We start from the raw sequence: 20,983 nt of genomic DNA on the forward strand, positions 1-20,983 counted from the left end.
TCCTCCGGGGTGGGGGTGGACTCAGCCACGGTTGCCCTCCTGGTCGGTGATGGCGTCGGTGCCCTCGGCACCGCTGCCGGTGGTGTCGCTCTCGGACGGATCCGCCTGCGCGACATCGGCGCGCTCGGCCGTCCCGGTCAGCACCCGGGTGTCCCGTGCGCCCTCGGTCAGCCGCTGTCCGGGCATCGGCGGCACAGGGTATCCACCCGCGTACGGGTCGACCTCGGCGGGCACCTCCAGCGGGCGGCGCTTGGCCTGTTGGGCCGAGTCCCACTTCATCGCCGCACCGAGTGCGAGGGCGGCGACGACCACGACGATGATCACGGTCGCGATGATCGGGCTCAGACCCAGGACGGCGAAGAAGCCCAGGCGCGCGGCGTGCATGAACGCCACGGCCAGAACCCAGACCAGCGTGACGGGGATGAGGAACTTCCAGCCGAACGCCATGAACTGGTCGTAGCGGGTCCGCGGCAGCGTTCCCCGCAGCCACACGAAGAACCACATGAAGATCCACATCTTGCCGGTCAGCCAGAGCAGACCCCAGTAGCCGCCGTCGGGCAGGAACGGGAGCGGTGCGTGCCAGCCGCCGAGGAACAGCGTGCTGGCCAGCGCGGAGACGGTGAACATGTTCACGTACTCGCCGACGAAGAACATGCCGAACCACATGCCGGAGTACTCGGTGTGGTAGCCACCGACGATCTCGCCCTCGCCCTCGGCGAGGTCGAACGGGATGCGGTTGGTCTCACCGACCATGCAGACGATGTAGACGAGGAAGGAGAAGAACGCCGGGACGATGAACCAGAGGCCGCGCTGGGCCTCCACGATCGTCGAGGTCGACATCGAGCCGGCGAAGAGGAAGACGGCCACGAGCGAGAGGCCCATCGCGATCTCGTAGGAGATGACCTGGGCCGTCGAGCGCAGACCACCGAGCAGCGGGTAGGTCGACCCCGATGACCATCCGGCGAGCACGAAGCCGTAGGCGCCGACGCCGGCGGCGGCCAGGACGATGATGACCGCCACCGGGGAGTCCGTCACCTGCAGCGGGGTCTGGTAGCCGAACATGTTGACCATGCCGCCGAGCGGGATGACCGAGAACGACACGAACGCGGCGCCCATGGCGATCATCGGCGCCAGCATGTAGAGCACCGGGTCGGAGTTCTTGGGGCGTACGACCTCCTTCCACGCGAGCTTGAAGCCGTCCGCCAGCGTCTGCAGGATGCCGCCCGGGCCGAACCGGTTGGGGCCGGGACGCTGCTGCATGAAGCCGACGAAGCGCCGCTCGAACCAGATGACGACGACGACCTGCAGCATGAGGTACACGAACACCAGCAGCGCCTTCACCGCCGACAGCCACAGGGGCGTCTGGCTGAAGTCGGCGACCGGGCCGGAGAGTGCGAGGACCGGGGTCATGCGACACCACCCTTGGAGACCGTGACGACGTCACCGGCGACCGCGCCCAGACCGGCGCGGACCCGTGACCGGGGCGAGTTGGTGGGCAGCCACACGACGTGGTCGACCATCGGGGTGATCGCCACCGGCAGCGTGATGGAGCCGCGGGCGGTCGAGACCGTGACCGGGTCGCCGTCGGCGACACCGACGACCTCCGCCGTGGCCGGCGAGAGTCGGGCGAGTGCCGCCGCCGCGGTGCCCGCGAGGAACGGCTCGCCGTCCTGCATGACACCGGCGTCGAGCAGGTGGTGCCACGTGGCGAGGACGAGCTCCCCGTCGCGCAGGGTGGGCAGCTGCCGCGCCGACTCGGTCGGGACCTGCGGGCGGGGCCCGGTCCATGCGCCGAGCGCGGTCATCTCCGCGCGGGTGGAGACGAGGTTGGCGGTCCCGAGGAACACGCCCATCTCGGCGGCGAGGAGGTCGAGCACACGGTGGTCGGCCATCGCGTTGGTGGACAACGCCTCGGCGAACTCACCCAGACGGCCCTCCCAGTTGACGAAGGAACCGGCCCGTTCGTCGTGGGAGCTGACCGGCAGGACGACGTCGGCGTACTCCATCATCTCTCCGGCGCGCAGGTCCAGGGAGACGACGAACGTGCGTCGCAGGGCGGCCTCGACGAGGGCGGGCTCGGGCATGTCACCCGGCTCGACACCGCCGACGAGCAGCGCGTCCAGGCCTCCGTCGGCCGCGGCCGCGATCATCGTGTTCGCGTCACGGCCGGCGTTGGTGGGCAGGGAGTCCAGCTGCCAGGCCGAGGCCAGCTCGGCCCGGGCCGTCGCGTCACCGCCGGGGCGGCCGCCGGGCAGCAGCGAGGGGAGGGCACCGGCCTCGAGGGCCGCACGCTCCCCCGCCCGACGCGGGATCCACGCCAGCCGGGCGCCCAGGCGCTCGGCCAGGGCGACCGCGGCGGACAGCGCACCGGGAACCGTGGCCAGGCGCTCCCCCACGAGGATGACGGCGCCCTCCTTGAGTCCCTCTGCGGCCTGGGCCAACTCGGGACGACCCTCGCCGATGGCGGCGAGGAGGTCGGCCTCGGTGCCCGGCGCCGCCTGGATGAGCGTGCCCATGAGCTTGTGCAGCCCGTTCGTGGCGTAGGGCGCGATCGAGAACACCTTGGTCTTGTTCTTGCGCGACGCCTTGCGCAGGCGCAAGAACACGATCGGCGTCTCCTCCTCGGGCTCGAAGCCGACGAGCAGGACGGCCGAGGCGTTCTCGAGGTCCTCGTAGGTGACGGCGCCGCCCTGCGGAGCGGTGGCGACCACCGTGGAGGCGAGGAACGCCTCCTCTTCCGCCGAGTGCGGACGCGCCCGGAAGTCGATGTCGTTGGTACCGAGCGCGACCCGGGCGAACTTGCTGTAGGCGTAGGCGTCCTCGGCGGTCAGCCGGCCACCGGTGAGCACACCGACACCCCGGCCGGAACGGGCCCGGGCCAGTCCGTCGGCGGCCGCGACCAGCGCCTCGGGCCACGAGGCGACGCGCAACGTGCCGTCGGCCTCACGGATCCGCGGCGCGGCCAGGCGGTCGGGCTGGGTCTGGTAGGTGAAGGCCCACCGGCCCTTGTCGCAGTTCCACTCCTCGTTGACCTCGGGAGTGTTCGTCACCATGCGACGCATGACGGTGCCGCGACGGTGATCGGTGCGCTGGTGACACCCGGCCGAGCAGTGCTCGCACACCCCCGCCGTCGACACGAGGTCGAACGGACGCGACCGGAACCGGTACGTCGCGCTGGTCAGGGCGCCCACCGGGCAGATCTGCACGGTGTTGCCCGAGAAGTACGACGCGAACGGCTTGTCCTGGAACACCCCGATCTGGCTGTTCGCCCCACGCTCGGTGAGCGAGATGAACGGGTCGCCCGCGATCTGGTCGGAGAACCGGGTGCAGCGCTGGCAGAGCACACAACGCTCACGGTCGAGGAGCACCTCCGTCGACACGTTCACCGGCTTGGGGTAGGTGCGCTTGACGTCGGTGAACCGGCTCTCGCCGCGACCGTGGCTGAGCGCCTGGTTCTGCAGCGGGCACTCACCACCCTTGTCGCAGACCGGGCAGTCCAGCGGATGGTTGATGAGCAGGAACTCCATGATCCCCTGCTGCGCCTTGTCGGCGACCGGGGACGTCAGCTGCGTCTGGACCTCCATGCCGGGCGTCACCGTCATGGTGCAGGAGGCCTGCGGCTTGGGCATCTTCGACAGGGTGCCGTCGCGTCCGGGCGTCGACACGTCGACGAGGCACTGACGGCAGGCGCCGGCCGGCTCCAGGAGGGGGTGGTCGCAGAAGCGGGGGATCTCGATGCCGATCATCTCGGCGGCGCGGATCACCAGCGTCCCCTTGGGGACGCTCACGCTGATGCCGTCGATCTTGGCATCCACCATCTCCACCGGCGGCGGCACCTGGGCGTCGCCGCCCTGGGACGTGGGGTTGGCACCCGACGCGGGGCTGGTCGGGACGGTCATGAGGTCACGCTCTCCTTCGCGAACAGCACGGAGGCCTCCGGCGGGAACGACACGTCCACGGGTGTCGTCATGGCCTGCTCGAACTCCGCACGGAAGTACTTGATGCCGGAGCTCACCGGACTCGTCGCACCGTCACCCAGGGCACAGAAGGACCGGCCGAGGATGTTGCTGGCGATGTCGTCCAGCTTCTCGATGTCGCCCTCGACGCCGCGGCCCTGCTCGAGGCGGGTGAGGATCTCCCGCAACCAGTAGGTGCCCTCGCGGCAGGGCGTGCACTTGCCGCAGGACTCGTGCGCGTAGAAGTCGATCCAGCGGGACACGGCCTTCACGACCGAGACCGTCTCGTCGAAGATCTGCAACGCACGGGTACCGAGCATCGACCCGGCGGCCCCGACGGACTCGAAGTCCAGGGGGACGTCGAGGTGTTCCTTGGTGAACAGCGGTGTGGAGGACCCGCCCGGCGTCCAGAACTTGAGCTCGTGACCGGCGCGGATACCGCCCGCCATCTCGAGCAGCTCACGCAGGGTGATGCCCAGCGGCGCCTCGTACTGACCGGGCCGCTCGACGTGGCCCGAGAGGCTGAAGATGCCGAAGCCCTTCGAGCGCTCCGTGCCCATGCCACCGAACCACTCGGCGCCGTGGAGCACGATCGGCGGAACCGACGCGATGGACTCGACGTTGTTCACCACGGTGGGGCGGGCGTACAGACCGGCCACGGCGGGGAAGGGAGGCTTGAGGCGCGGCTGACCGCGACGTCCCTCGAGGGAGTCCAGCAGCGCGGTCTCCTCACCGCAGATGTAGGCGCCGGCGCCCGCGTGGACCGTGATGTCCAGGTCGAAACCGCTGCCGAGGATGTCCTTGCCGAGGTACCCGGCGGCGTACGCCTCGCGCACGGCCTCCATGAGGCGGCGGTACACGTGCACGACCTCACCGCGCAGGTACACGAACGCGTGGTGGCAGCCGATGGCGTAGCTCGTGATGATCATGCCCTCGATGAGGTACTGCGGAGTCGCCATGAGCAGCGGGATGTCCTTGCAGGTCCCCGGCTCGGACTCGTCGGCGTTGACCACGAGGTAGCGGGGGCCGCCGTCCGGCGGAGGCAGGAATCCCCACTTCATGCCGGTCGGGAAGCCCGCGCCGCCACGGCCGCGCAGACCGGAGTCCTTGGCCGACTGCACGAGCTCGGCGGGGTCGATCTTCAGCGCCTTGCGCAGCGCCTCGTACCCATCGGCGGCCTCGTAGGCCTCGAGGGTCCACGAGCGCTCGACACCCCACTCCTTGGTGAGGATCGGCGTCAACTCGGTGGTCATGCGCGCACTCCCTTCGGCGCCTGGTGGCGGCTCATGCGTCGACCTTTCCGTCGCCCGGCTTCTCGTCCGGTGCGTTGGCGGGCGTGTCGGCGGAGCTGTCGCGCCCTGCCGTCAGACCGTCCTGCGGTGCGTCCGCGCTGGTCTGCTCCTGCTGCCGTGCGACCGGGGCCTTCCAGCCCTTCTCCGCCGCGAGGCGGACACCGCGCAGCGAAGCCTCCCCCGCGCTCGGGCCCTCGTCGACGTGCCCGTCGGGGAAGCCGGCGAGCACGCGCGCGACCTCCTTGAACGTGTGCACCTTGTCCGGCCCTCGGCTCGGGCGCACGTCCTGCCCGGCCCGCAGCGCGTCGACCATGGCGATGGTCGAGGCCGGGGTCTGGTTGTCGAAGAACTCCCAGTTGGCCATGACCACCGGGGCGTAGTCGCATGCGGCGTTGCACTCGAGGCGTTCGAGGGTGATCCGCCCGTCTGGGGTCGTCTCGTCGTGACCGACGCCGAGGTGGCTGCTCACGGCCTCCCAGATGGCGTCGCCACCCATGACCGCGCAGAGCGTGTTCGTGCAGACGCCGACCGTGTAGTCGCCGTTCGGAAACCGCTTGTACTGCGTGTAGAACGTCGCGACCCCGCTGACCTCGGCGCCCGTGAGGCCGAGGGTCTGCGCACAGAACTCGATGCCCCGCGGCGCGATGTACCCGTCGACGCTCTGCACCAGGTGCAGCAGCGGCAGCAGCGCCGACCGCTTCTGCGGGTAGCGCGCGACGACCTGCTCGGCGTCCGCCCTGAGCCGTTCCAGCTCCTCGGCCGTGTACGGCTGGGTCGGGCGTGCCGGCTCCGTGCCGTAGTTGGGGCGATCTGCGTGCCCACTCATCAGTTGTCCTCCACCTTGCGAAGCCCGATCCGACCCGAACGCGTGCCGCTCACCGGTCCACTCCACCCATCACCGGGTCGATCGAGGCCACGGCGACGACGACGTCCGCCACGTTGCCACCCTCCACGACGGCCGCGACCGACTGGAGGTTGTGGAACGACGGATCGCGGAAATGTGCGCGGTAGGGCCGCGTTCCGCCGTCGGAGACGACGTGGCAGCCCAGCTCGCCCTTGGCGGACTCGACGGCCTGGTAGGCCTGTCCCGGCGGGACGCGGAATCCCTCGGTGACGATCTTGAAGTGGTGGATCAGGGCCTCCATCGAGGTGCCCATGATCTTGCGGATGTGATCGAGGCTGTTGCCCATCCCGTCGCCGCCGATGGCCAGCTGCGCCGGCCAGGCGATCTTCGGGTCGTCGATCATGACCGGCCCGGAGCTGCCGGCCAGACGCTCGATGCACTGCTCGATGATGCGGAACGACTGCCAGATCTCGTTGAACCGCACCCGGATCCGGCCGTAGGAGTCGGCCGTGTCCCACGTGCAGACGTCGAAGTCGTAGGTCTCGTACCCCGAGTACGGCGCGCTCTTGCGCAGGTCGTGGGGGAACCCGGCCGACCGCAGCATGGGCCCGGTGATACCGAGCGCCATGCAGCCCGTGAGGTCGAGGTAGCCGACGTCGACCGTGCGTCCCTTGACGATGGGGTTCTCGATGACGAGAGCCTCCATCTGCTTGACCGCCTTGGCCGCCTTGGGAAGCTGCTCGTCGAGCAGGTCCTTCCAGCCCGCGGGCAGGTCCTGGGCCACGCCGCCGGGGCGGATGTAGGCGTTGTTCATGCGCAGACCGGTGGTGGCCTCGATGAACCGCAGGATGCACTCACGGGCCTGGGCGGCAGTGGTGTAGACCGTGGTCGCGCCCAGCTCCATGCTTCCGGTGCCGAGGCAGATCAGGTGAGAACTGATCCGGGTCATCTCCATCATCATCACGCGGATGATCTGGGCCCGCTCGGGGATGTCGTCGGTGATGCCGAGGAGCTTCTCGGTCCCCATGCAGTAGGCCGCCTCCTGGAACATCGGCGTGAGGTAGTCCATGCGGGTGCAGAACGTCACGCCCTGGGTCCAGGTGCGGTACTCCATGTTCTTCTCGATGCCGGTGTGCAGGTAACCGATGCCGGCGCGGCCCTCGGTCACGTGCTCGCCGTCGAGTTCGAGGATGAGCCGGAGCACCCCGTGCGTCGAGGGGTGCTGCGGGCCCATGTTGACGACGATGCGCTCGTCGCTGAGTTCGACCGCCTCGGCGGCGATGCTGTCCCAGTCGCCACCGCTCGTGGTGAACGACCGGAGGTCGTCGTCTCCGGGGGTCGTGCCGGTGGTGGCCTGGGTACCGGCGGTCGTGGCGCCGCCTGGCTGGGTGTTCGCGCTCATCAGTTGAACGACCTCCGCTCGTCCGGCGGCGGCACGGTGGCGCCCTTGTACTCCACCGGGATACCGCCGAGGGGGTAATCCTTGCGCTGGGGGTGTCCCGGCCAATCGTCGGGCATGAGGATGCGCGTCAGCGCGGGGTGCCCGTCGAAGATGATGCCGAAGAAGTCCCAGGTCTCCCGCTCGTGCCAGTTGGCGGCGGGGTAGCACTCGACGACCGAGGGGATGTGCGGGTCGCCGTCGGGGCAGGCCACCTCGAGCCGGATCCACCGGCTGCCGTGGGTGATCGAGCGCAGGTGGTACACCGCGTGGAGCTCTTCGCCCTCCATCTGCGGGTAGTGCACACCGGAGACCCCGGTGAACAGCTCGAAGCGCAGGGCCGGCTCGTCGCGCAGCGCCCAGCAGACCGCGAGGATGTGCTCGCGAGCCACGTGCACGGTCATCTCGCCGCGGTCGATGACCACGCGCTGCACGGCCTCGGCCATGCTCGGCCCGCCGCGACGCGCCAGCGCCGCCTCGAGCTCGTCGGCGACGTCGTCGAACCAGCCTCCGTACGGACGCACCGAGGCGCCCGGGAACAGGGTGCGGGTGACCAGGCCACCGTACCCGGTGGTGTCCTGACCACGGGTGGCGCCGAACATGCCGTGGCGTTCGCCGACGACGATCGGGTCGGGGTTGGTACCGGGAGCGGCGGGGAGGGCGTCGCCGCCGGTTCCCTGCGTGTGTCCCGAAGAGGTGTCGCTCACGCCAGCAGCCCCTTCTGTTCGATCAGCGGAGTCTCGGACAAGGCGGCCCTCTCGACCTCGCGGGCGATGGCCTTGCGGTTGAAGATGTGCGGCGAGTGCTGGATCTGCTCGTGCAACTTGAGGAACGCGTTGATCAGCATCTGCGGACGCGGCGGACAACCGGGTAGGTACACGTCGACCGGGACGATGTGGTCGACGCCCTGGACGATCGCGTAGTTGTTGAACATGCCGCCGGAGCTGGCGCACACGCCCATCGAGACGACCCACTTGGGCTCGGGCATCTGGTCGTAGACCTGGCGCACGACGGGAGCCATCTTCTGGCTGACGCGGCCGGCGACGATCATCAGGTCGGCCTGGCGGGGCGTGGCGCAGAAGCGCTCCATGCCGAACCGGGCGATGTCGTTGTCCGGGGACACCGTGACCATCATCTCGATCGCGCAGCAGGCCAGACCGAACGTGGCGGGCCACACCGACGTCTTGAGCAGGAAGCCGGCCAGCTCGTCGATCTTGGCCGTCATGACGCCCGACGGGAGCGGGTCGGAGGTGTTCGGACGGAAGGCGGTTTCGGAGTTCGTCATGTCAGTCCCAATCCAATCCGCCGCGCCGCCACACGTAGGCGTCGGCGATGAAGAACGCGTTGAGCAGGAAGATCGTCATGGCCAGCAGGCCGTAGAGGCCGAGCTCACCGAAGACCACCGCGAAGGGGAGCAGGAACAAGGTCTCGATGTCGAAGATGATGAAGAGCATCGCCGTCGTCGCGTACTTGACGGGGAAGCGCCCGCCCTGATCCGCGCGAGGGGACGGCTGGATGCCGCATTCGTACGCCATGACCTTGGCGGCGTTGTACCGCTTCGGGCCGAGCAGGGGGCCCAAGACGAGCACCGCCAGGGCTGCGAAGCCGATTCCGCAGGCGAAGAAGAACAGGATCGGCAGGTAGGGGCTGGCCATATCGACGCGCTCCCTTTCGATTGATGGTGCGACGGTGCAAGTCCGGCTCGGATGCGGCCAGGGCTGCGAACAGCCGTGGCATCGCGGACAGTCTAGTGAACGACACGCGCTCTCACGCCGAAGGGGTCAGGCGAGCCAAGGCCGAGATGACCCGATCGTCGAGGTCCCCACCGCGGGAGTCCGCGAGGCCCGCCATGATCTTGACGACGAAGCGCATGAGCGTACGCCTGGGCAGGCCGTGTCGGACGGCCAGACGCATGATCGTGGGGTTGCCGATGAGCGTGGCGAACACCGACCCCAGACGGAAGTAGCCACCCATCTCCTCCCGGACGGCGTCCGGATAGCGGGCCAGGACCCGCTCACGGGTAGAGACGTCGGGGCGCGCGAGGGCCTGCGCGACGATCTCGGCGGCCAGGCGGGCCGCTTCCATCGCGTGCGCGATGCCCTCGCCGTTGAACGGACTGATCATCCCGCCGGCGTCACCGAGCAGGAGCAACCCGTCCGCGTAGTGGGGCACCCGGCCCAGCGCCATCGGCAGCCCGGCTCCCCTGACCTGGCCGACGCGGTGCTCCTCGTCGAAGGTCCACTCCGGCGGCAGAGTGGCGACCCAGCGGCGCAGGACGTCCTTGTAGTCGACGGTGCCGAATGCCGGCGAGGTGTCGAGGATGCCGAGACCGACGTTGCTCGTGCCGTCGCCGAGGGCGAAGATCCAGCCGTACCCGGGCAGCAGCATCCGCCCGGCCGAGGGGTCGTGCGGGTCCTTGTCGACCCACAGCTCCATCCACGACTCCATGTAGTCGTCGTGGCTGCGCGGTGTGGAGTAGTAGGTGCGCACGCCGACGCCCATCGGGCGGTCCTCGCGCCGCTCCCGGCCACGGGCGACGGCGAGGCGGGCGCTGTTGCCGTCGCAGGCCAGGACGACGGGGGCCCGGTACTCGGACTGCTCCCCGTGGCCCGGCCCGAGGCCCCGACGTGCTTGACGCGCACCCCGCACACCCGGCCCGAGGAGTCCTCGATCGGGCCGCGCACGGAGGCTCCCTGCACGAGGTTCGCTCCCCGATCCACGGCATGACGGGCGAGGACGTGGTCGAAGCCGGTCCTCGGCATGGCCAGCCCGTAGGAGGGGTAGTCGGCCACGTCGGGCCAGTCGATCTCGACCAGGTGACCGCCGCCGACGAGGCGCAGCCCCCGGTTGCGGATCCAGCCGTCCTCCTCGGGGTGCGGGACGCCGAGGGAGACGAGTTCCTTGACCGCCCGCGGCGTGAGTCCGTCGCCGCAGATCTTGTCGCGCGGGAACGTGGCCTTCTCCAGCAGTGTCACGTCGAGCCCGTGGCCCGCGAGGTAGGCGGCCGCGGTGGCACCGGCCGGACCGGCGCCGACGACGATCACGTCGGCGGTGTGGGAGGTCACGTCGCTCCTGATCTGGGAAGAGGTGGTCGTGTCGGTGGGCTCGGCGGCCACGGGGGTGTCAGGCGGTGGCCCGGTGGATCGCGACGATGCCGTTCATGAGGTTGCGCCACTCGACGCCACGCCACCCGGCGCGGCCGATGCTCGTGGCGAGGGACTCCTGGTCGGGCCAGTCGCGGATCGACTCGGCGAGGTACACGTAGGACTCCGGGTCGGAGGCGACCGTGCGGGCCACCCGCGGCAACGATCCCATGAGGTAGGTCATGTACACGCGCCGGAACGCCGCCTGGCGCGGGGTGCTGAACTCGCAGATGACGAGCCGGCCGCCCGGCCTGGTCACGCGGCGGAACTCCGCGAGGGCTCCTCGTAGTCGCGCACGTTGCGCAGGCCGTAGGACATCGTCACGACGTCCACCGAGGCGTCGGCCAGCGGCAGACGGGTGGCGTCGGCGGCGACGAAGTCGAGCTCGGAGTAGCGCTCGGCGCCCTCGCGGATCATGCCCAGGGAGAAGTCGGCCGACACGACGTGGGCGCCGGCCTCGACGAACGCCAGACCGCTCGTGCCGGTGCCGGCGGCGATGTCGAGCACGACCTCACCCGGCCGGGCGGCCACCGCGTCCTCCACGACCCGCCGCCACCGACGCACGAGGCCACCGGTCATGACGTCGTTGGTCAGGTCGTAGCGGGCGGCCACCGCGTCGAACATCCGGGCGACGTCGGCGGGTTCCTTGTCCAGGCCTGCGCGCATCATGTGCTCCATCCTGTCATCGGGGCGGTCGTGCGCTCTCCCTGGCCGGGGCCTGCGATCACGCCGGCAGGGTCGGGGATGCCGCTCATGCCCGGGTGGGGGCGGCGAGGGCCGTGCGCATGGGGACGAGTTTGGCGTCGGACTCGGCCAGTTCGGCCTCGGGGTCCGACCCGGCCACGATGCCGCAGCCCGCGAACAGTCGCATGCGCCGCGGGTCGACCGGATCGAGGGCGCCGCTGCGCAGCGCGATCCCCCACTCGCCGTCGCCGTGGTCGTCGATCCAGCCGACGGGGCCGGCGTAGCGACCGCGGTCCATGTGCTCGAGGTCGGCGATCATCATGTCGGCCACCGGCTTGGGCGTGCCGCACACGGCGGCCGAGGGATGCAGGGCCTGGGCCAGCGTGAGCGAGGAGGCACCGTTGGTGAGCCGGCCCGCCACGTCGGTGGCCAGGTGCAGCACGTTCGGCAGGTGCAGCACGAACGGCGTCTCCGGCATGTTGACCGAGGTGCAGTAGCGGGCGATGACGTCGGCGACCGATGCGACGGCGTACTCGTGCTCCTCGAGGTCCTTGCTCGAGTGCGCCAGCGAGGCCGCGAGTGCGAGGTCGCGGTCGTCGTCGCCGGTGCGCCTGATCGTGCCGGCCAACACCCGGGAGGTCACAAGCCCGCGCTCGAGGCGGACGAGCATCTCGGGGGTGGCGCCGACCAGGCCGTCGACGGCGAACACCCAGGTCGTGCCGTACACCTCGGCGAGGCGCTCCAGCAGGAAGCGCGGGTCGATCGGCGACTCCGACTCGGCGATGAGATCGCGGGCGAGGACGACCTTGTCGAGCTCTCCGGCCGAGATTCGGCGCACCGCCTCGGCGACGGCCGTCTGCCAGGCCGGACCGGCGAGCGCGCCGTCGGCGAAGGACACCTCACCAGGAGGATCGGGGAGTTCGGTCTCCGCCTGCACGTCCGCGCCGGCAGCGCCGGGCCGACCCCGCTCGGCCTCAGCCGCGGTGGTCACGGTCGTGACGAATGACCGTCCGTCGCGGCGCCCGAGGATCACCCGGGGAACGGCGAGGACCGACTGCTCGGCCGAGACGGAGGAGTAGGCGAAGGATCCGAAGGCGACCAGACCTGTGCCGACCAGATCGACCTCGTCGACGACCTCGGCGTCGGCCACGATCTGGCGCCACCACGTCTCCGCGTCGGCGAACCGGCTGTCACCGCAGGTCGCGATGCCCGCGACCCTCCCCCATCCGACGATGCCGTCGCCGCCACGGACCCACGAGCACAGTTCGCGGGGATCGGCGCCCGCCGGGAGGTGGGCGAGGACGGATCGGACGTCGTCGACCTCGCGGGTCCGGGCCAGGAGGCGAGTGGGAACGTCCGAAGTCACAAGCGATCACCCTACCCCCGAGCGGAGGTGGCCTCGATATCGAGGCGGCTACCGAAAGACGCGCGAAGACCAGGACCGACGTGGGCGCGGGACTCAGAACCCGGTGCCACCGATGGGCTGGATACCGGTGGCGAACGCGCTGTTCAGGGCCGCGACGGACCCCGGTGTCCGCTCGGTGATCCGACCGAGCGAGGCCAGCGCCCTCGCCCCGCGGAGCCCGAGGAACAGCTCACCGATGACGTCGACGTCCAGCCGGATGTCGGCGTCGGCGTCGCTCCGGACGCACTCGGCCTCACCCGTCTCGTCCACGACGAGTCGCCAGGTGCCGGAGTTCCAGTCGCAGGTGTCGTCGCGTACCTCGAGGGTCAGGTCGAGCGGTGTCGCGTAGCCGCGCGCGGTGAGCATCCCGGACACCTCGACGGGGCGCAGCCACAGGGCGTCGGCGACCCTGACGGTGCGTGTGCGCACACTCCCGGCCCAGTTCAGGAGCGGGTCGTCCAGTCCCCGCTGGCCGAGGTCGACCCGACTCATGAGGTCCATCTCCACCAGCCGGCGGCCCAGCGCGAGCAGCGCACCTTCGTCGACGGCGGTGAGGTAGGTGACGTTCACGTGACCGTCGGCGTTGCCGTCGTCCCAGGTCACCTCACGACGGAAGACGGCGACGCCGACGTCGCGGCCCTCACGGGTGGCGATCAGCGCCCGGCGCGGCTCCTTGCCGACGCGCGAGGTGGGGTTGTCCCGCAGCCGGCGCCGGACCACGGCCTCCGGCACGACGACGGTGCCCAGGGCGGGCGAGACGAGATCGAGCTCGTGCAGACGTCGCGCGATCGTGTCGTCGTCGAGGTCGAGCAGCGTGCGGACGTCGGTGCGGTCGGCGAGCGCCGTGATCGGCTCCGAGGCGGGGAGTTTCGTTCCGCTGCCGAGGGAGTAGTGCACGTCGTGACTGGCGACGGAGTACCCGAACCGGCCGTAGATGACCGGCTCGGAGGCGTGGAGACCGGCGATGACGTCGCCGCGGTCGCGGGCCTGCTCGAGGTGGTGGCGGATCATCGCGCGCAGCACGCCGCGGCGGCGCATGTCGGGGTGGACGCCGACCGCGGTGAGGCCGTTCATCGGCACGAGACGGGCCCCGTCGTCGGCGTCGGAGCCGGGGACCCGCATGCGCAGGTCGAAGGAGGTGTAGATGCCGGCGAGTTCACCGGGTCGGTCGTCGTGTTCGGCGCCGAAGGTGCGGTCCATGTCGAGGCCCTCGAGCGATTGCTCGGCCGGCACCTCGTCTGGGTCGGCGACGAAGGCGAAGTGGTCGATGGCGAGCAGTTCGTCACCGTCGGCGAGGGTCAGCGGACGTATCGAGATCACCGCCTCACCCTCGCTGCGTCGGCCCAGGGCGTCAACCGGATTCACGAAGGGCTCACCCGCGTGGTTCGGCTCGTTCCCGGTCAGGGCTTCAGGACGTCGGGGGCGGGGGCCTCGACGGGCGAGGTTCCTCCTCACCGACCACCCCGCCGAAACCGCCGCCTATAACCGGCGGTTTCGGCGGGGAAGGGTGAGCGGGACCTCGACGACGGTGATGCCGATGGGCACCTCGGCCACGGCCGCGGCGACCTCCTCGGCCGAGGCCGCCTCCACGTGCCGCACCCCGTGGGCCGCGCACAGGGCTCCGACGTCGGTGCCGGTGGGGGTGCGGAACACCCGTTCCAGCACGCCCGGGAACGCCTGACGCAACGCGGGCCGGCCGTACTCGAGGTCGGCGAAGATCGCGCCGCCGTCGTCGTTGCCGACGACGATCGTCAGGTCTACGCGGGGTTCGTCCGGGCCGATGAGCAGCCCGTTCGCGTCGTGCAGGAACGTGAGGTCGCCGAGGAACGCATACGTGGGACGGCCGGAGGCGAGCGCGAGGCCGGCGGCGGTCGAGACGCACCCGTCGATCCCGGCCAGACCGCGGCTGCCGACGACCTCGGCGGCGTCGACGTGCTCTCCGCCGCGCACGAGATCCACGTGGCGCACCCCGTTGCTCGACCCGAGGAACACGAGCGCGTCCTCCGGGACGGCCCGGAGCAGGGCGGCGGCCAGCGCCGGGCCGCTCGGCCACCGCAGTTCGGCGGCGATCTGCGTGCTCGCCTCGCTCGCCGCCCGCGCCCACGCGTCCCGGAACTCCGTCGCCACCGTGGAGGGATGCCCGGCCGCCCCGGCCGGCTCGGACACGGTGCCGGTGCCGGTGGTGGTGGTGTCGATGGTGATGTCGGTGGCCGGATCGAGGAGGGCGCCGACGCCGTGAACGACATGGACGACGTGGCCGGGATCGGGCCAGCGATGGTCCTCGACGACGAGGTCCACCCGGACATCGGGCAGCCGCAGCACACGAGCGAGGCTGCGGGACAACGTCAGTCGCCCGACGACGACGATCCGGTCGGGCAACAGGTCGGGTTCTTCCGCCCGCGCGGCCAGACGAACCCCGTGCGGCAGCCGCACCCCGTTCCCCTCGCCGTCGATGCGTCCGAACGGCTCGCCGATCACCGGGTGACCTCGACGCCGCGCCCACCCCAGCGCCGACTCCAGCAGCCTCGGCGAGGCATCCCCGAGCACCACGAGCGTCCGGGCGACCATCGGCAGGGGTGGGCCGGACGGGGACGAGGCACGGCTCTCGACCCGGGTCCACGGACCACCGTCGGGCCGGCCGGAGGACGACTCGGGCCACTCGCCGGACGGCTCGGTCTCGGGCGGCAGCGGATCGCGCAGCGGGAGATTGAGGTGGACCGGTCCGGGGTCGCCGCCGGTCGTTCCCGTCGCGGCCGCGACAGCGCGATCGAGGCTCGTGCGCCACGCCGCCTGGGCACCGACGCGCGCCTCGGGCACCCCGAGGTCGTGGAACCACCGCATCGCACGGCCGAAGAATCCCGGTTGGTCGGTGGTCTGGTTGGCGCGGGTCCCACGCAGCTCCGGTGGCCTGTCCGCGGTGAGCAGCAGCATCGGCACACCCGATTCGTGCGCCTCGAGGACGGCGGGCATGAGGTTGGCGACCGCGGTTCCCGACGTCGTCACGACCGGCGCGGGCACCCCGGTGGCCTTGGCCAGGCCCAAGGCGAGGAACGCCGCGGACCGTTCGTCGACCCGTACGTGCATCCGGAGGCGGCCCGCAGCATCCGCCGCGTGCAGCGCGTAGGCGAGCGGAGCCGAACGCGAGCCGGGCGCCAGGACCACCTCGCGCACGCCGAGGCGCACCAGTTCGTCCACGAGCACCTCGGCCAGCACGGTCTGCGGGTTCACGCCTCGATCCTGCCCATGGCCGCGGTGAGTGCCAGCGAGAACGCCTCCGGCCGATCGAGCCCGGCGGCGAGCGCGGCCGCGAGGGCACCGGCGAACCGGTGGACGCCGTCGTCGGACGGGGCGACGGGGCGAAGGGAGGCGGTCTCCTCCGGCTCGTGGCGCAGGTCGTCCCACCACGACCCCAGCCCACCGGCGTAGACGGCGAGGAGGCCGGCGGCGCGAAGGCGTCTGCGACGGCTCCGGCCCCGGCCGCGTCGACGACGACCACGTCGAGGCGCGCCACGACATCGGCGTCCAGCGCCCCCGGCAGGACGGGGCGCAGGTCGGCGAGCACCTGCAGGTCGGCGTCGTAGGCGTCCTCGACGATCTCCGGATGCCGCACGATCACCGACGAATCCACCAGCAGGACGTCTCCGGGGCGGCAGTCGGCCAGTGCGGCACCCACCCCGTCGGCGTCGACCTCGCCGGGCACGAGGACGACGTCCTCCTCACCCGTGGGGGCCTCGATGACGAGGTACTCCCCCGTCGTCCCCCACCGGGCGATCCGGGCGACGTCGACGCCACGGCCGATGAGTTCGGCCAGGCACCACGTGCCCGCCTCGTCGGCGCCGACCCGGGCGACGAGGTCGACGTGGACTCCGGTCGAGGACGTGGTGCCGGCCGCCGCGACGGCGGCGATGGCCCCCGCGCCCGCGAGCACCTGCTGTTCGGAGGACACGATGCGGCTCCCGGCCGCGCCGGTGGCGAGCAGGTGGCGTCCGCGCAGCGCGAGTCCGGCCACCACAACACGGGATTCAGCCACAGCCCGATCCGATCTTGGACGCACCGACGGCGACGGGGAGCCGGCCACGTGCCGGGGCCTTGCCCGTGAGCACGTCGACGACGGCGTCGAAGGTGGCCGGGGTGCGCCCGTAGGCGGCGATCCTCGTCGTGGCCCGTCCTTGGGCCAGGCCGTAGGGGGTGTCGAGGGCGACGAGCACGTCGCCGGAGCCGGTCGTGCCGCCGGAGGAGCCTCCCGTTCCGGCCTGGTATCGGCCTCCGCCGAGGAGGACGACCTTGGTCGCGCGGGCGCCGCCGATGCGCAGTCCGCGCGCCTTCGCGGCCCGGGTGAACTCGGCGCGATCGGCGGCGGTGCCGCCGCTGACGGTGACCGCGGAGCGGACCGCCCGCGCCCCGCACCGGCCTCCGATCTGCGTGATCGTCGCCGCGGCGACCTGCTGCGCCACGGACCGATGCGATCCGGGTGCGGCTGCCGGCACGCTCGCGCGGGCGCCCCTCAGCGCGACGATCATCCGCACGGCGGACTCGTCCAGGCGAGCCCGCGTGAGGCGTTTGCTCGCGACGGCCTCCTCCAGGGCGGAGACCGCGGCCTTGGGGTCGGCCGGCATCAGCGCCACGTCGGCACCGGCCTCGATGGCCCGGACCGTGGCCTCGCCCGGAGCCGTTCCCGCGGTCACGGCCCCCATGTTGAGGGCGTCGGTGACGACCAGACCCGAGAATCCGAGCTGCTGCCGGAGCACTCCGGTGGTCACGGGCCTCGACAACGACGCCGGCCGCTTCGCGTCGATCGCGGTGGCGATGACGTGCGCGGTCATCACCGCGGGCACTCCGGCCTCGACGGCCTTGCGGAACGGCACGAGGTCACGCCGGTCGAGCACGGCACGCGAGGCCGTCAACCGCGCGGTGCCCGCGTGGGTGTCGGCGCTCACCGAGCCATGACCGGGGAAGTGCTTGACGACCGGCACGAGGCCCGCCTGCCGGTACCCCTGCACGTAGGACAGCGCCGTCGTCGCGACCCGCGCCGGATCGGACCCGGGCGAGCGGACCCCGATCGTCGGGTCCTTCGGCGTGGTGACGTCGGCGTCGGGAGCCATGACGACCGTGAATCCGAGACCGCGCAGCTCCGAGCCCGACGCGCGCCCCACCGCACTCGCCAACGCAGGGTCCTTGGCTGCGCCGAGGGCCATGGCGGCGGGGAACGGGGTCAGCGGGGCGTCGATCCGCGTGACCGGACCACCCTCCTGGTCCACGGCGATGAACGCCGGCCACGACCGCTTGCTGCCCGACATCGCAGTGGCGTAGCGGGCGTTCGCGGCCTTGGCGGCACCGGCCGCACCACGCCCGGAGGGCAGCGCCGAACGCATGACGACGACACCGCCGTACCCCTGGCCGATGCCGCGTACCCCCGCGTCGACGGAGCCGAGGTCGGGCACGACCAACTGGGCCGCCACCTGCCGGGTCGACAGCTTCGCGACCTCCGCACGGGCCGTGTCCACGTCCTGCTGGGAGGGGGCCGCGACCTGCGTGCCCGGTTGTGCGCCGGCCGGCGTCGCGGCGGCTGTCGCACCGCCGGATCCGGACGACGCCGGGCTCGCCCCCGCCGCGTCGGTGCCGGCCGGTACGGCACAGCCCGCGAGCGCCACGGCGATCGCGGTGGCCAGCACGGCCGGACGCATCGCCCCTGCCCGTCGCGTGTTCATGCCTCTCCCCTCGTCCACCCGAATCAGCCACCCGAGAGGGCGGCGATCAGGTATCCACCGTAGGCCAGCGTGCCGGCCGAGGCCGAGACGGAGCGCGTCGCGCATCAGGGGGCCACGTGGACCAGTTCGATCGGCATCGAGGAGTCGGTCGGCAGCTCCAGCGGCGAGGGCGTGGCTCCCGCCATCACGAGCTGGGAGCCCAGCGCCGCGACCATCGCGCCGTTGTCCGTGCACAACGTGGGGCGGGGTACCCGCACGGTGATCCCCGCCTCGGCGCAGCGCTGTTCGGCGAGCGCCCGCAGCCGGCCATTGGCGGCCACACCCCCGCCGATGAGCAGGTGCGTCGCGCCGTTCTCGACGCAGGCGAGCACCGCCTTGCGGGTGAGCACGTCGGCGACGGCCTCCTGAAAACTCGCGGCGACGTCGGCCACCGGGATCTCCGCCCCCGCGGCACGGCGCGTCTCGACCCACCGGGCCACCGCCGTCTTGAGCCCGGAGAACGAGAAGTCGTACCGGTGCCGCTGCATGTCGCGCCCCGAGGTGAGTCCGCGAGGGAAGGCGATGGCACGCGGGTCGCCCTGGGCGGCCAGGCGGTCGATGTGCGGACCACCGGGGTAGGGCAGGTCGAGCAGCCGGGCCACCTTGTCGTAGGCCTCGCCCGCGGCGTCGTCGATCGTCTGTCCCAGGGACACGACGTCGGTGCAGATGTCTTTGACGAGAAGCAGATTCGTGTGTCCGCCCGAGACGAGCAGAGCCACCATGGGCGTGGGCAACCTGCCGTGGTCGAGCACGTCGACGCCGACGTGCGCGATGAGGTGGTTGATGCCGTACAGCGGCTTGTCGAGCGCGAACGCCAGCGTCTTGGCCGCGGCGACCCCCACGAGCAACGCTCCGGCCAGCCCGGGTCCACTGGTCACGGCGATCGCGTCGACGTCGCGCAGCCGCACCCCGGCCTCGGTGCAGGCCTGGTCGATCATCGGCACCATCGCCTCGAGGTGGGCGCGCGAGGCGATCTCGGGGATGACGCCGCCGAACCGGGCGTGCTCCTCGACGCTGCTGGCCACGGCGTTGCCGAGCAGCTCCTGACCCCGCACGATCGCGACCCCCGTCTCGTCGCAGGAGGATTCGATACCGAGCACCAGGGGCGCGTGCGGTGGGATGTCGTCCGGCGAGCCCGTCGCGTTCTGATCGACCGAGGTGGTGGTGGCGGTCACGAGGAGGGTCCTTCCAGGGTGAGGCGCATGACGTGGGCATCGACGCCATCGGGCTGGTAGTAACGGCGACGGATCGAGATCGTGCTGAACCCGGCCCGCTCGTACAGCGCGAGGGCGGCGTCGTTGTCGGCCCGCACCTCCAGGAGCAGATGCGATTCGCCCCGGGCCCGGGTGCGGTCGATCAGCGTGTCGAGCAACAGGGTGCCCAGTCCGCGACGTCGCCCCGCGGGCGCGACCGCGATGGTCATGACGTCGGCCACCTCCCCGCCGTGGTCGAGCCCGGCGTACCCGAGGATCTCGCCGCCCTCGCCGGCGGTCGCCACGACGTACTCCCGGCACGGACGGCCCGCGAGTTCGGCCCACCAGGACTGCGCCGACCAGGCGTCGTCGGCGAACAGCTCGGTCTCCAGCCGGGCGAGCTCCGCGATATCGGTCCAGGCGAGTTCGCGCAGGACCGTGACGGCGCCCGGGAGGTCGGAGGCGATCGGGCTCGTCGTGCCGGCGGAGGTCGTCATCGGGCGAGCACCGACTTGACGCTCTGGGAGGGGACGGCGTCGGGTCGGCGCAGGTAGAGCGGCTCGGGCGGCAGGAGGTCGCGGCCCTGGCCCAGGAGGCGCACGGCGAGGTCGGCGACGTCACCGGCCTCGACGTCGAGCACGTCCTCGCACCGGATGAGGCGGACGGGCAGCTCGTCGGGATAGAGCAGGCCACCACGCCCGATGTTGGGCAGGTGCCGCACCTCCTCGGGAAGGTCGGCGGCCCGGGCGACCTGGGGTTCGTCATCGGCGGTGAAACCCTCGCCGGTGAGGGTGTAGGCCGCCCAGTAGACCTCTTTGCGGCGGGCGTCGATCGCCACGAGGATGCGCTCGCGTACCCCCGCCGACCAGGCCCGATGAGCGAGCACGTCGAGTCCGCACACGCCGTGGGCCGACAGGTCGAGGGCGTGCGCCAGGGTGAGGGCGCTGACGATGCCGACCCGCAGGCCGGTGAACGGCCCCGGTCCGACCCCGACGACGACGTGGGTCAACTCGTCCGGGCGGCGACCGGCCTCGGCGAACACCGCGCGCATGCCCGGCGCGAGGATCTCGCCGTGGGCCTGGGCATCGACGACGTGGGAGGATGCGAGCTGTCCGGCCTCGTCACGCAGGGCGACGGAGACGGCGGAGGTCGAGGTGTCGAACGCGAGCAACAGCACCGATCAAGGGTATGTCAGGCCCCTGACAGCCCTTGTCGGCCGGCCCGCGATCGCTCAGTCAGGTGGAACCCTCGCCGAAACCGCCCGCTATCAACGGCGGTCTC

At 71.5% G+C, this 20,983-nt stretch carries 17 protein-coding genes and 2 pseudogenes; 1 reads left to right on the plus strand and 18 read right to left on the minus strand.

Going from position 1 to position 20,983, the window contains the following annotated elements; all coding sequences use genetic code 11:
• Positions 1 to 21: 21 nt before the first annotated feature.
• The 14 genes and pseudogenes from nuoH to menD form a co-directional block, all read right to left on the minus strand.
• Positions 22 to 1,410, minus strand: a complete 1,389-nt coding sequence (gene nuoH, locus QQK49_RS13085) for an NADH-quinone oxidoreductase subunit NuoH (RefSeq protein ID WP_284304299.1) — start codon at positions 1,408 to 1,410, stop codon at positions 22 to 24.
• Positions 1,407 to 3,899 carry an NADH-quinone oxidoreductase subunit G gene (locus QQK49_RS13090; RefSeq protein ID WP_284304300.1) on the minus strand — a complete coding sequence of 831 codons (2,493 nt, stop codon included), beginning with the start codon at positions 3,897 to 3,899 and terminating at the stop codon, positions 1,407 to 1,409. The genes nuoH and QQK49_RS13090 overlap by 4 nt, the downstream gene beginning before the upstream one ends.
• A complete protein-coding gene (nuoF, locus tag QQK49_RS13095; RefSeq protein ID WP_284304301.1) occupies positions 3,896 to 5,209 on the minus strand; it encodes an NADH-quinone oxidoreductase subunit NuoF in 1,314 nt (437 codons plus the stop codon). Before nuoF ends, QQK49_RS13090 begins: the two co-directional genes overlap by 4 nt.
• Before the next feature lie 31 nt (positions 5,210 to 5,240).
• Positions 5,241 to 6,074 (minus strand): NADH-quinone oxidoreductase subunit NuoE, encoded by an 834-nt coding sequence (nuoE, locus tag QQK49_RS13100; RefSeq protein ID WP_284304302.1) that lies wholly within the window; start codon positions 6,072 to 6,074, stop codon positions 5,241 to 5,243.
• A gap of 49 nt (positions 6,075 to 6,123) precedes the next feature.
• Positions 6,124 to 7,494, minus strand: a complete 1,371-nt coding sequence (locus QQK49_RS13105; protein WP_284304303.1) for an NADH-quinone oxidoreductase subunit D — start codon at positions 7,492 to 7,494, stop codon at positions 6,124 to 6,126.
• Complete coding sequence (locus QQK49_RS13110) at positions 7,494 to 8,237, minus strand: NADH-quinone oxidoreductase subunit C (RefSeq protein ID WP_284304304.1); 744 nt, start codon at positions 8,235 to 8,237, stop codon at positions 7,494 to 7,496. The genes QQK49_RS13105 and QQK49_RS13110 overlap by 1 nt, the downstream gene beginning before the upstream one ends.
• Complete coding sequence (locus tag QQK49_RS13115) at positions 8,234 to 8,815, minus strand: NADH-quinone oxidoreductase subunit B (RefSeq protein ID WP_284304305.1); 582 nt, start codon at positions 8,813 to 8,815, stop codon at positions 8,234 to 8,236. Before QQK49_RS13115 ends, QQK49_RS13110 begins: the two co-directional genes overlap by 4 nt.
• A gap of 1 nt (position 8,816) precedes the next feature.
• Positions 8,817 to 9,185, minus strand: coding sequence for an NADH-quinone oxidoreductase subunit A (gene ndhC, locus QQK49_RS13120; protein WP_284304306.1), 369 nt, complete (start codon positions 9,183 to 9,185; stop codon positions 8,817 to 8,819).
• 112 nt (positions 9,186 to 9,297) lie between these two features.
• Positions 9,298 to 10,179: a geranylgeranyl reductase family protein gene (locus tag QQK49_RS13125; RefSeq protein ID WP_431310600.1), complete on the minus strand. Its 882-nt coding sequence runs from the start codon at positions 10,177 to 10,179 to the stop codon at positions 9,298 to 9,300.
• A gap of 41 nt (positions 10,180 to 10,220) precedes the next feature.
• Positions 10,221 to 10,646: pseudogene (locus QQK49_RS23335) on the minus strand (NAD(P)/FAD-dependent oxidoreductase); the annotation flags it as partial.
• 7 nt (positions 10,647 to 10,653) lie between these two features.
• Positions 10,654 to 11,342: pseudogene (locus tag QQK49_RS13130) on the minus strand (demethylmenaquinone methyltransferase).
• An 82-nt stretch (positions 11,343 to 11,424) separates the two neighbouring features.
• Positions 11,425 to 12,723 carry an isochorismate synthase gene (locus QQK49_RS13135; protein ID WP_284304307.1) on the minus strand — a complete coding sequence of 433 codons (1,299 nt, stop codon included), beginning with the start codon at positions 12,721 to 12,723 and terminating at the stop codon, positions 11,425 to 11,427.
• Positions 12,724 to 12,816: 93 nt separating this feature from the next.
• A complete protein-coding gene (locus QQK49_RS13140) occupies positions 12,817 to 14,127 on the minus strand; it encodes a GNAT family N-acetyltransferase (protein ID WP_284304308.1) in 1,311 nt (436 codons plus the stop codon).
• A gap of 114 nt (positions 14,128 to 14,241) precedes the next feature.
• Positions 14,242 to 15,990 (minus strand): 2-succinyl-5-enolpyruvyl-6-hydroxy-3-cyclohexene-1-carboxylic-acid synthase, encoded by a 1,749-nt coding sequence (menD, locus tag QQK49_RS13145; RefSeq protein WP_284304309.1) that lies wholly within the window; start codon positions 15,988 to 15,990, stop codon positions 14,242 to 14,244.
• Positions 15,991 to 16,363: 373 nt separating this feature from the next.
• On the opposite strand from menD, the gene QQK49_RS13150 reads away from it, so the two are divergent.
• Positions 16,364 to 16,861 (plus strand): hypothetical protein, encoded by a 498-nt coding sequence (locus tag QQK49_RS13150; RefSeq protein ID WP_284304310.1) that lies wholly within the window; start codon positions 16,364 to 16,366, stop codon positions 16,859 to 16,861.
• On the opposite strand, the gene QQK49_RS13155 is transcribed toward QQK49_RS13150, so the two are convergent.
• The 4 genes from QQK49_RS13155 to tsaB form a co-directional block, all read right to left on the minus strand.
• Positions 16,785 to 18,470, minus strand: a complete 1,686-nt coding sequence (locus QQK49_RS13155; RefSeq protein ID WP_284304311.1) for a glycoside hydrolase family 3 protein — start codon at positions 18,468 to 18,470, stop codon at positions 16,785 to 16,787. The two genes, QQK49_RS13150 and QQK49_RS13155, sit on opposite strands and share 77 nt — an antisense overlap.
• A gap of 104 nt (positions 18,471 to 18,574) precedes the next feature.
• Positions 18,575 to 19,630 (minus strand): tRNA (adenosine(37)-N6)-threonylcarbamoyltransferase complex transferase subunit TsaD, encoded by a 1,056-nt coding sequence (gene tsaD / locus QQK49_RS13160; protein ID WP_284305903.1) that lies wholly within the window; start codon positions 19,628 to 19,630, stop codon positions 18,575 to 18,577.
• Positions 19,631 to 19,680: 50 nt separating this feature from the next.
• The gene (gene rimI, locus QQK49_RS13165; RefSeq protein WP_284304312.1) at positions 19,681 to 20,199 is read right to left on the minus strand and encodes a ribosomal protein S18-alanine N-acetyltransferase; all 519 of its coding nucleotides are present in this window, start codon (positions 20,197 to 20,199) and stop codon (positions 19,681 to 19,683) included.
• Positions 20,196 to 20,879: a tRNA (adenosine(37)-N6)-threonylcarbamoyltransferase complex dimerization subunit type 1 TsaB gene (tsaB, locus tag QQK49_RS13170; RefSeq protein ID WP_284304313.1), complete on the minus strand. Its 684-nt coding sequence runs from the start codon at positions 20,877 to 20,879 to the stop codon at positions 20,196 to 20,198. The genes rimI and tsaB overlap by 4 nt, the downstream gene beginning before the upstream one ends.
• Between the last annotated feature and the right edge of the window lie 104 nt (positions 20,880 to 20,983).

The organism is Mobilicoccus caccae (genome assembly GCF_030161635.1).
GTDB lineage: Bacteria > Actinomycetota > Actinomycetes > Actinomycetales > Dermatophilaceae > Mobilicoccus > Mobilicoccus caccae.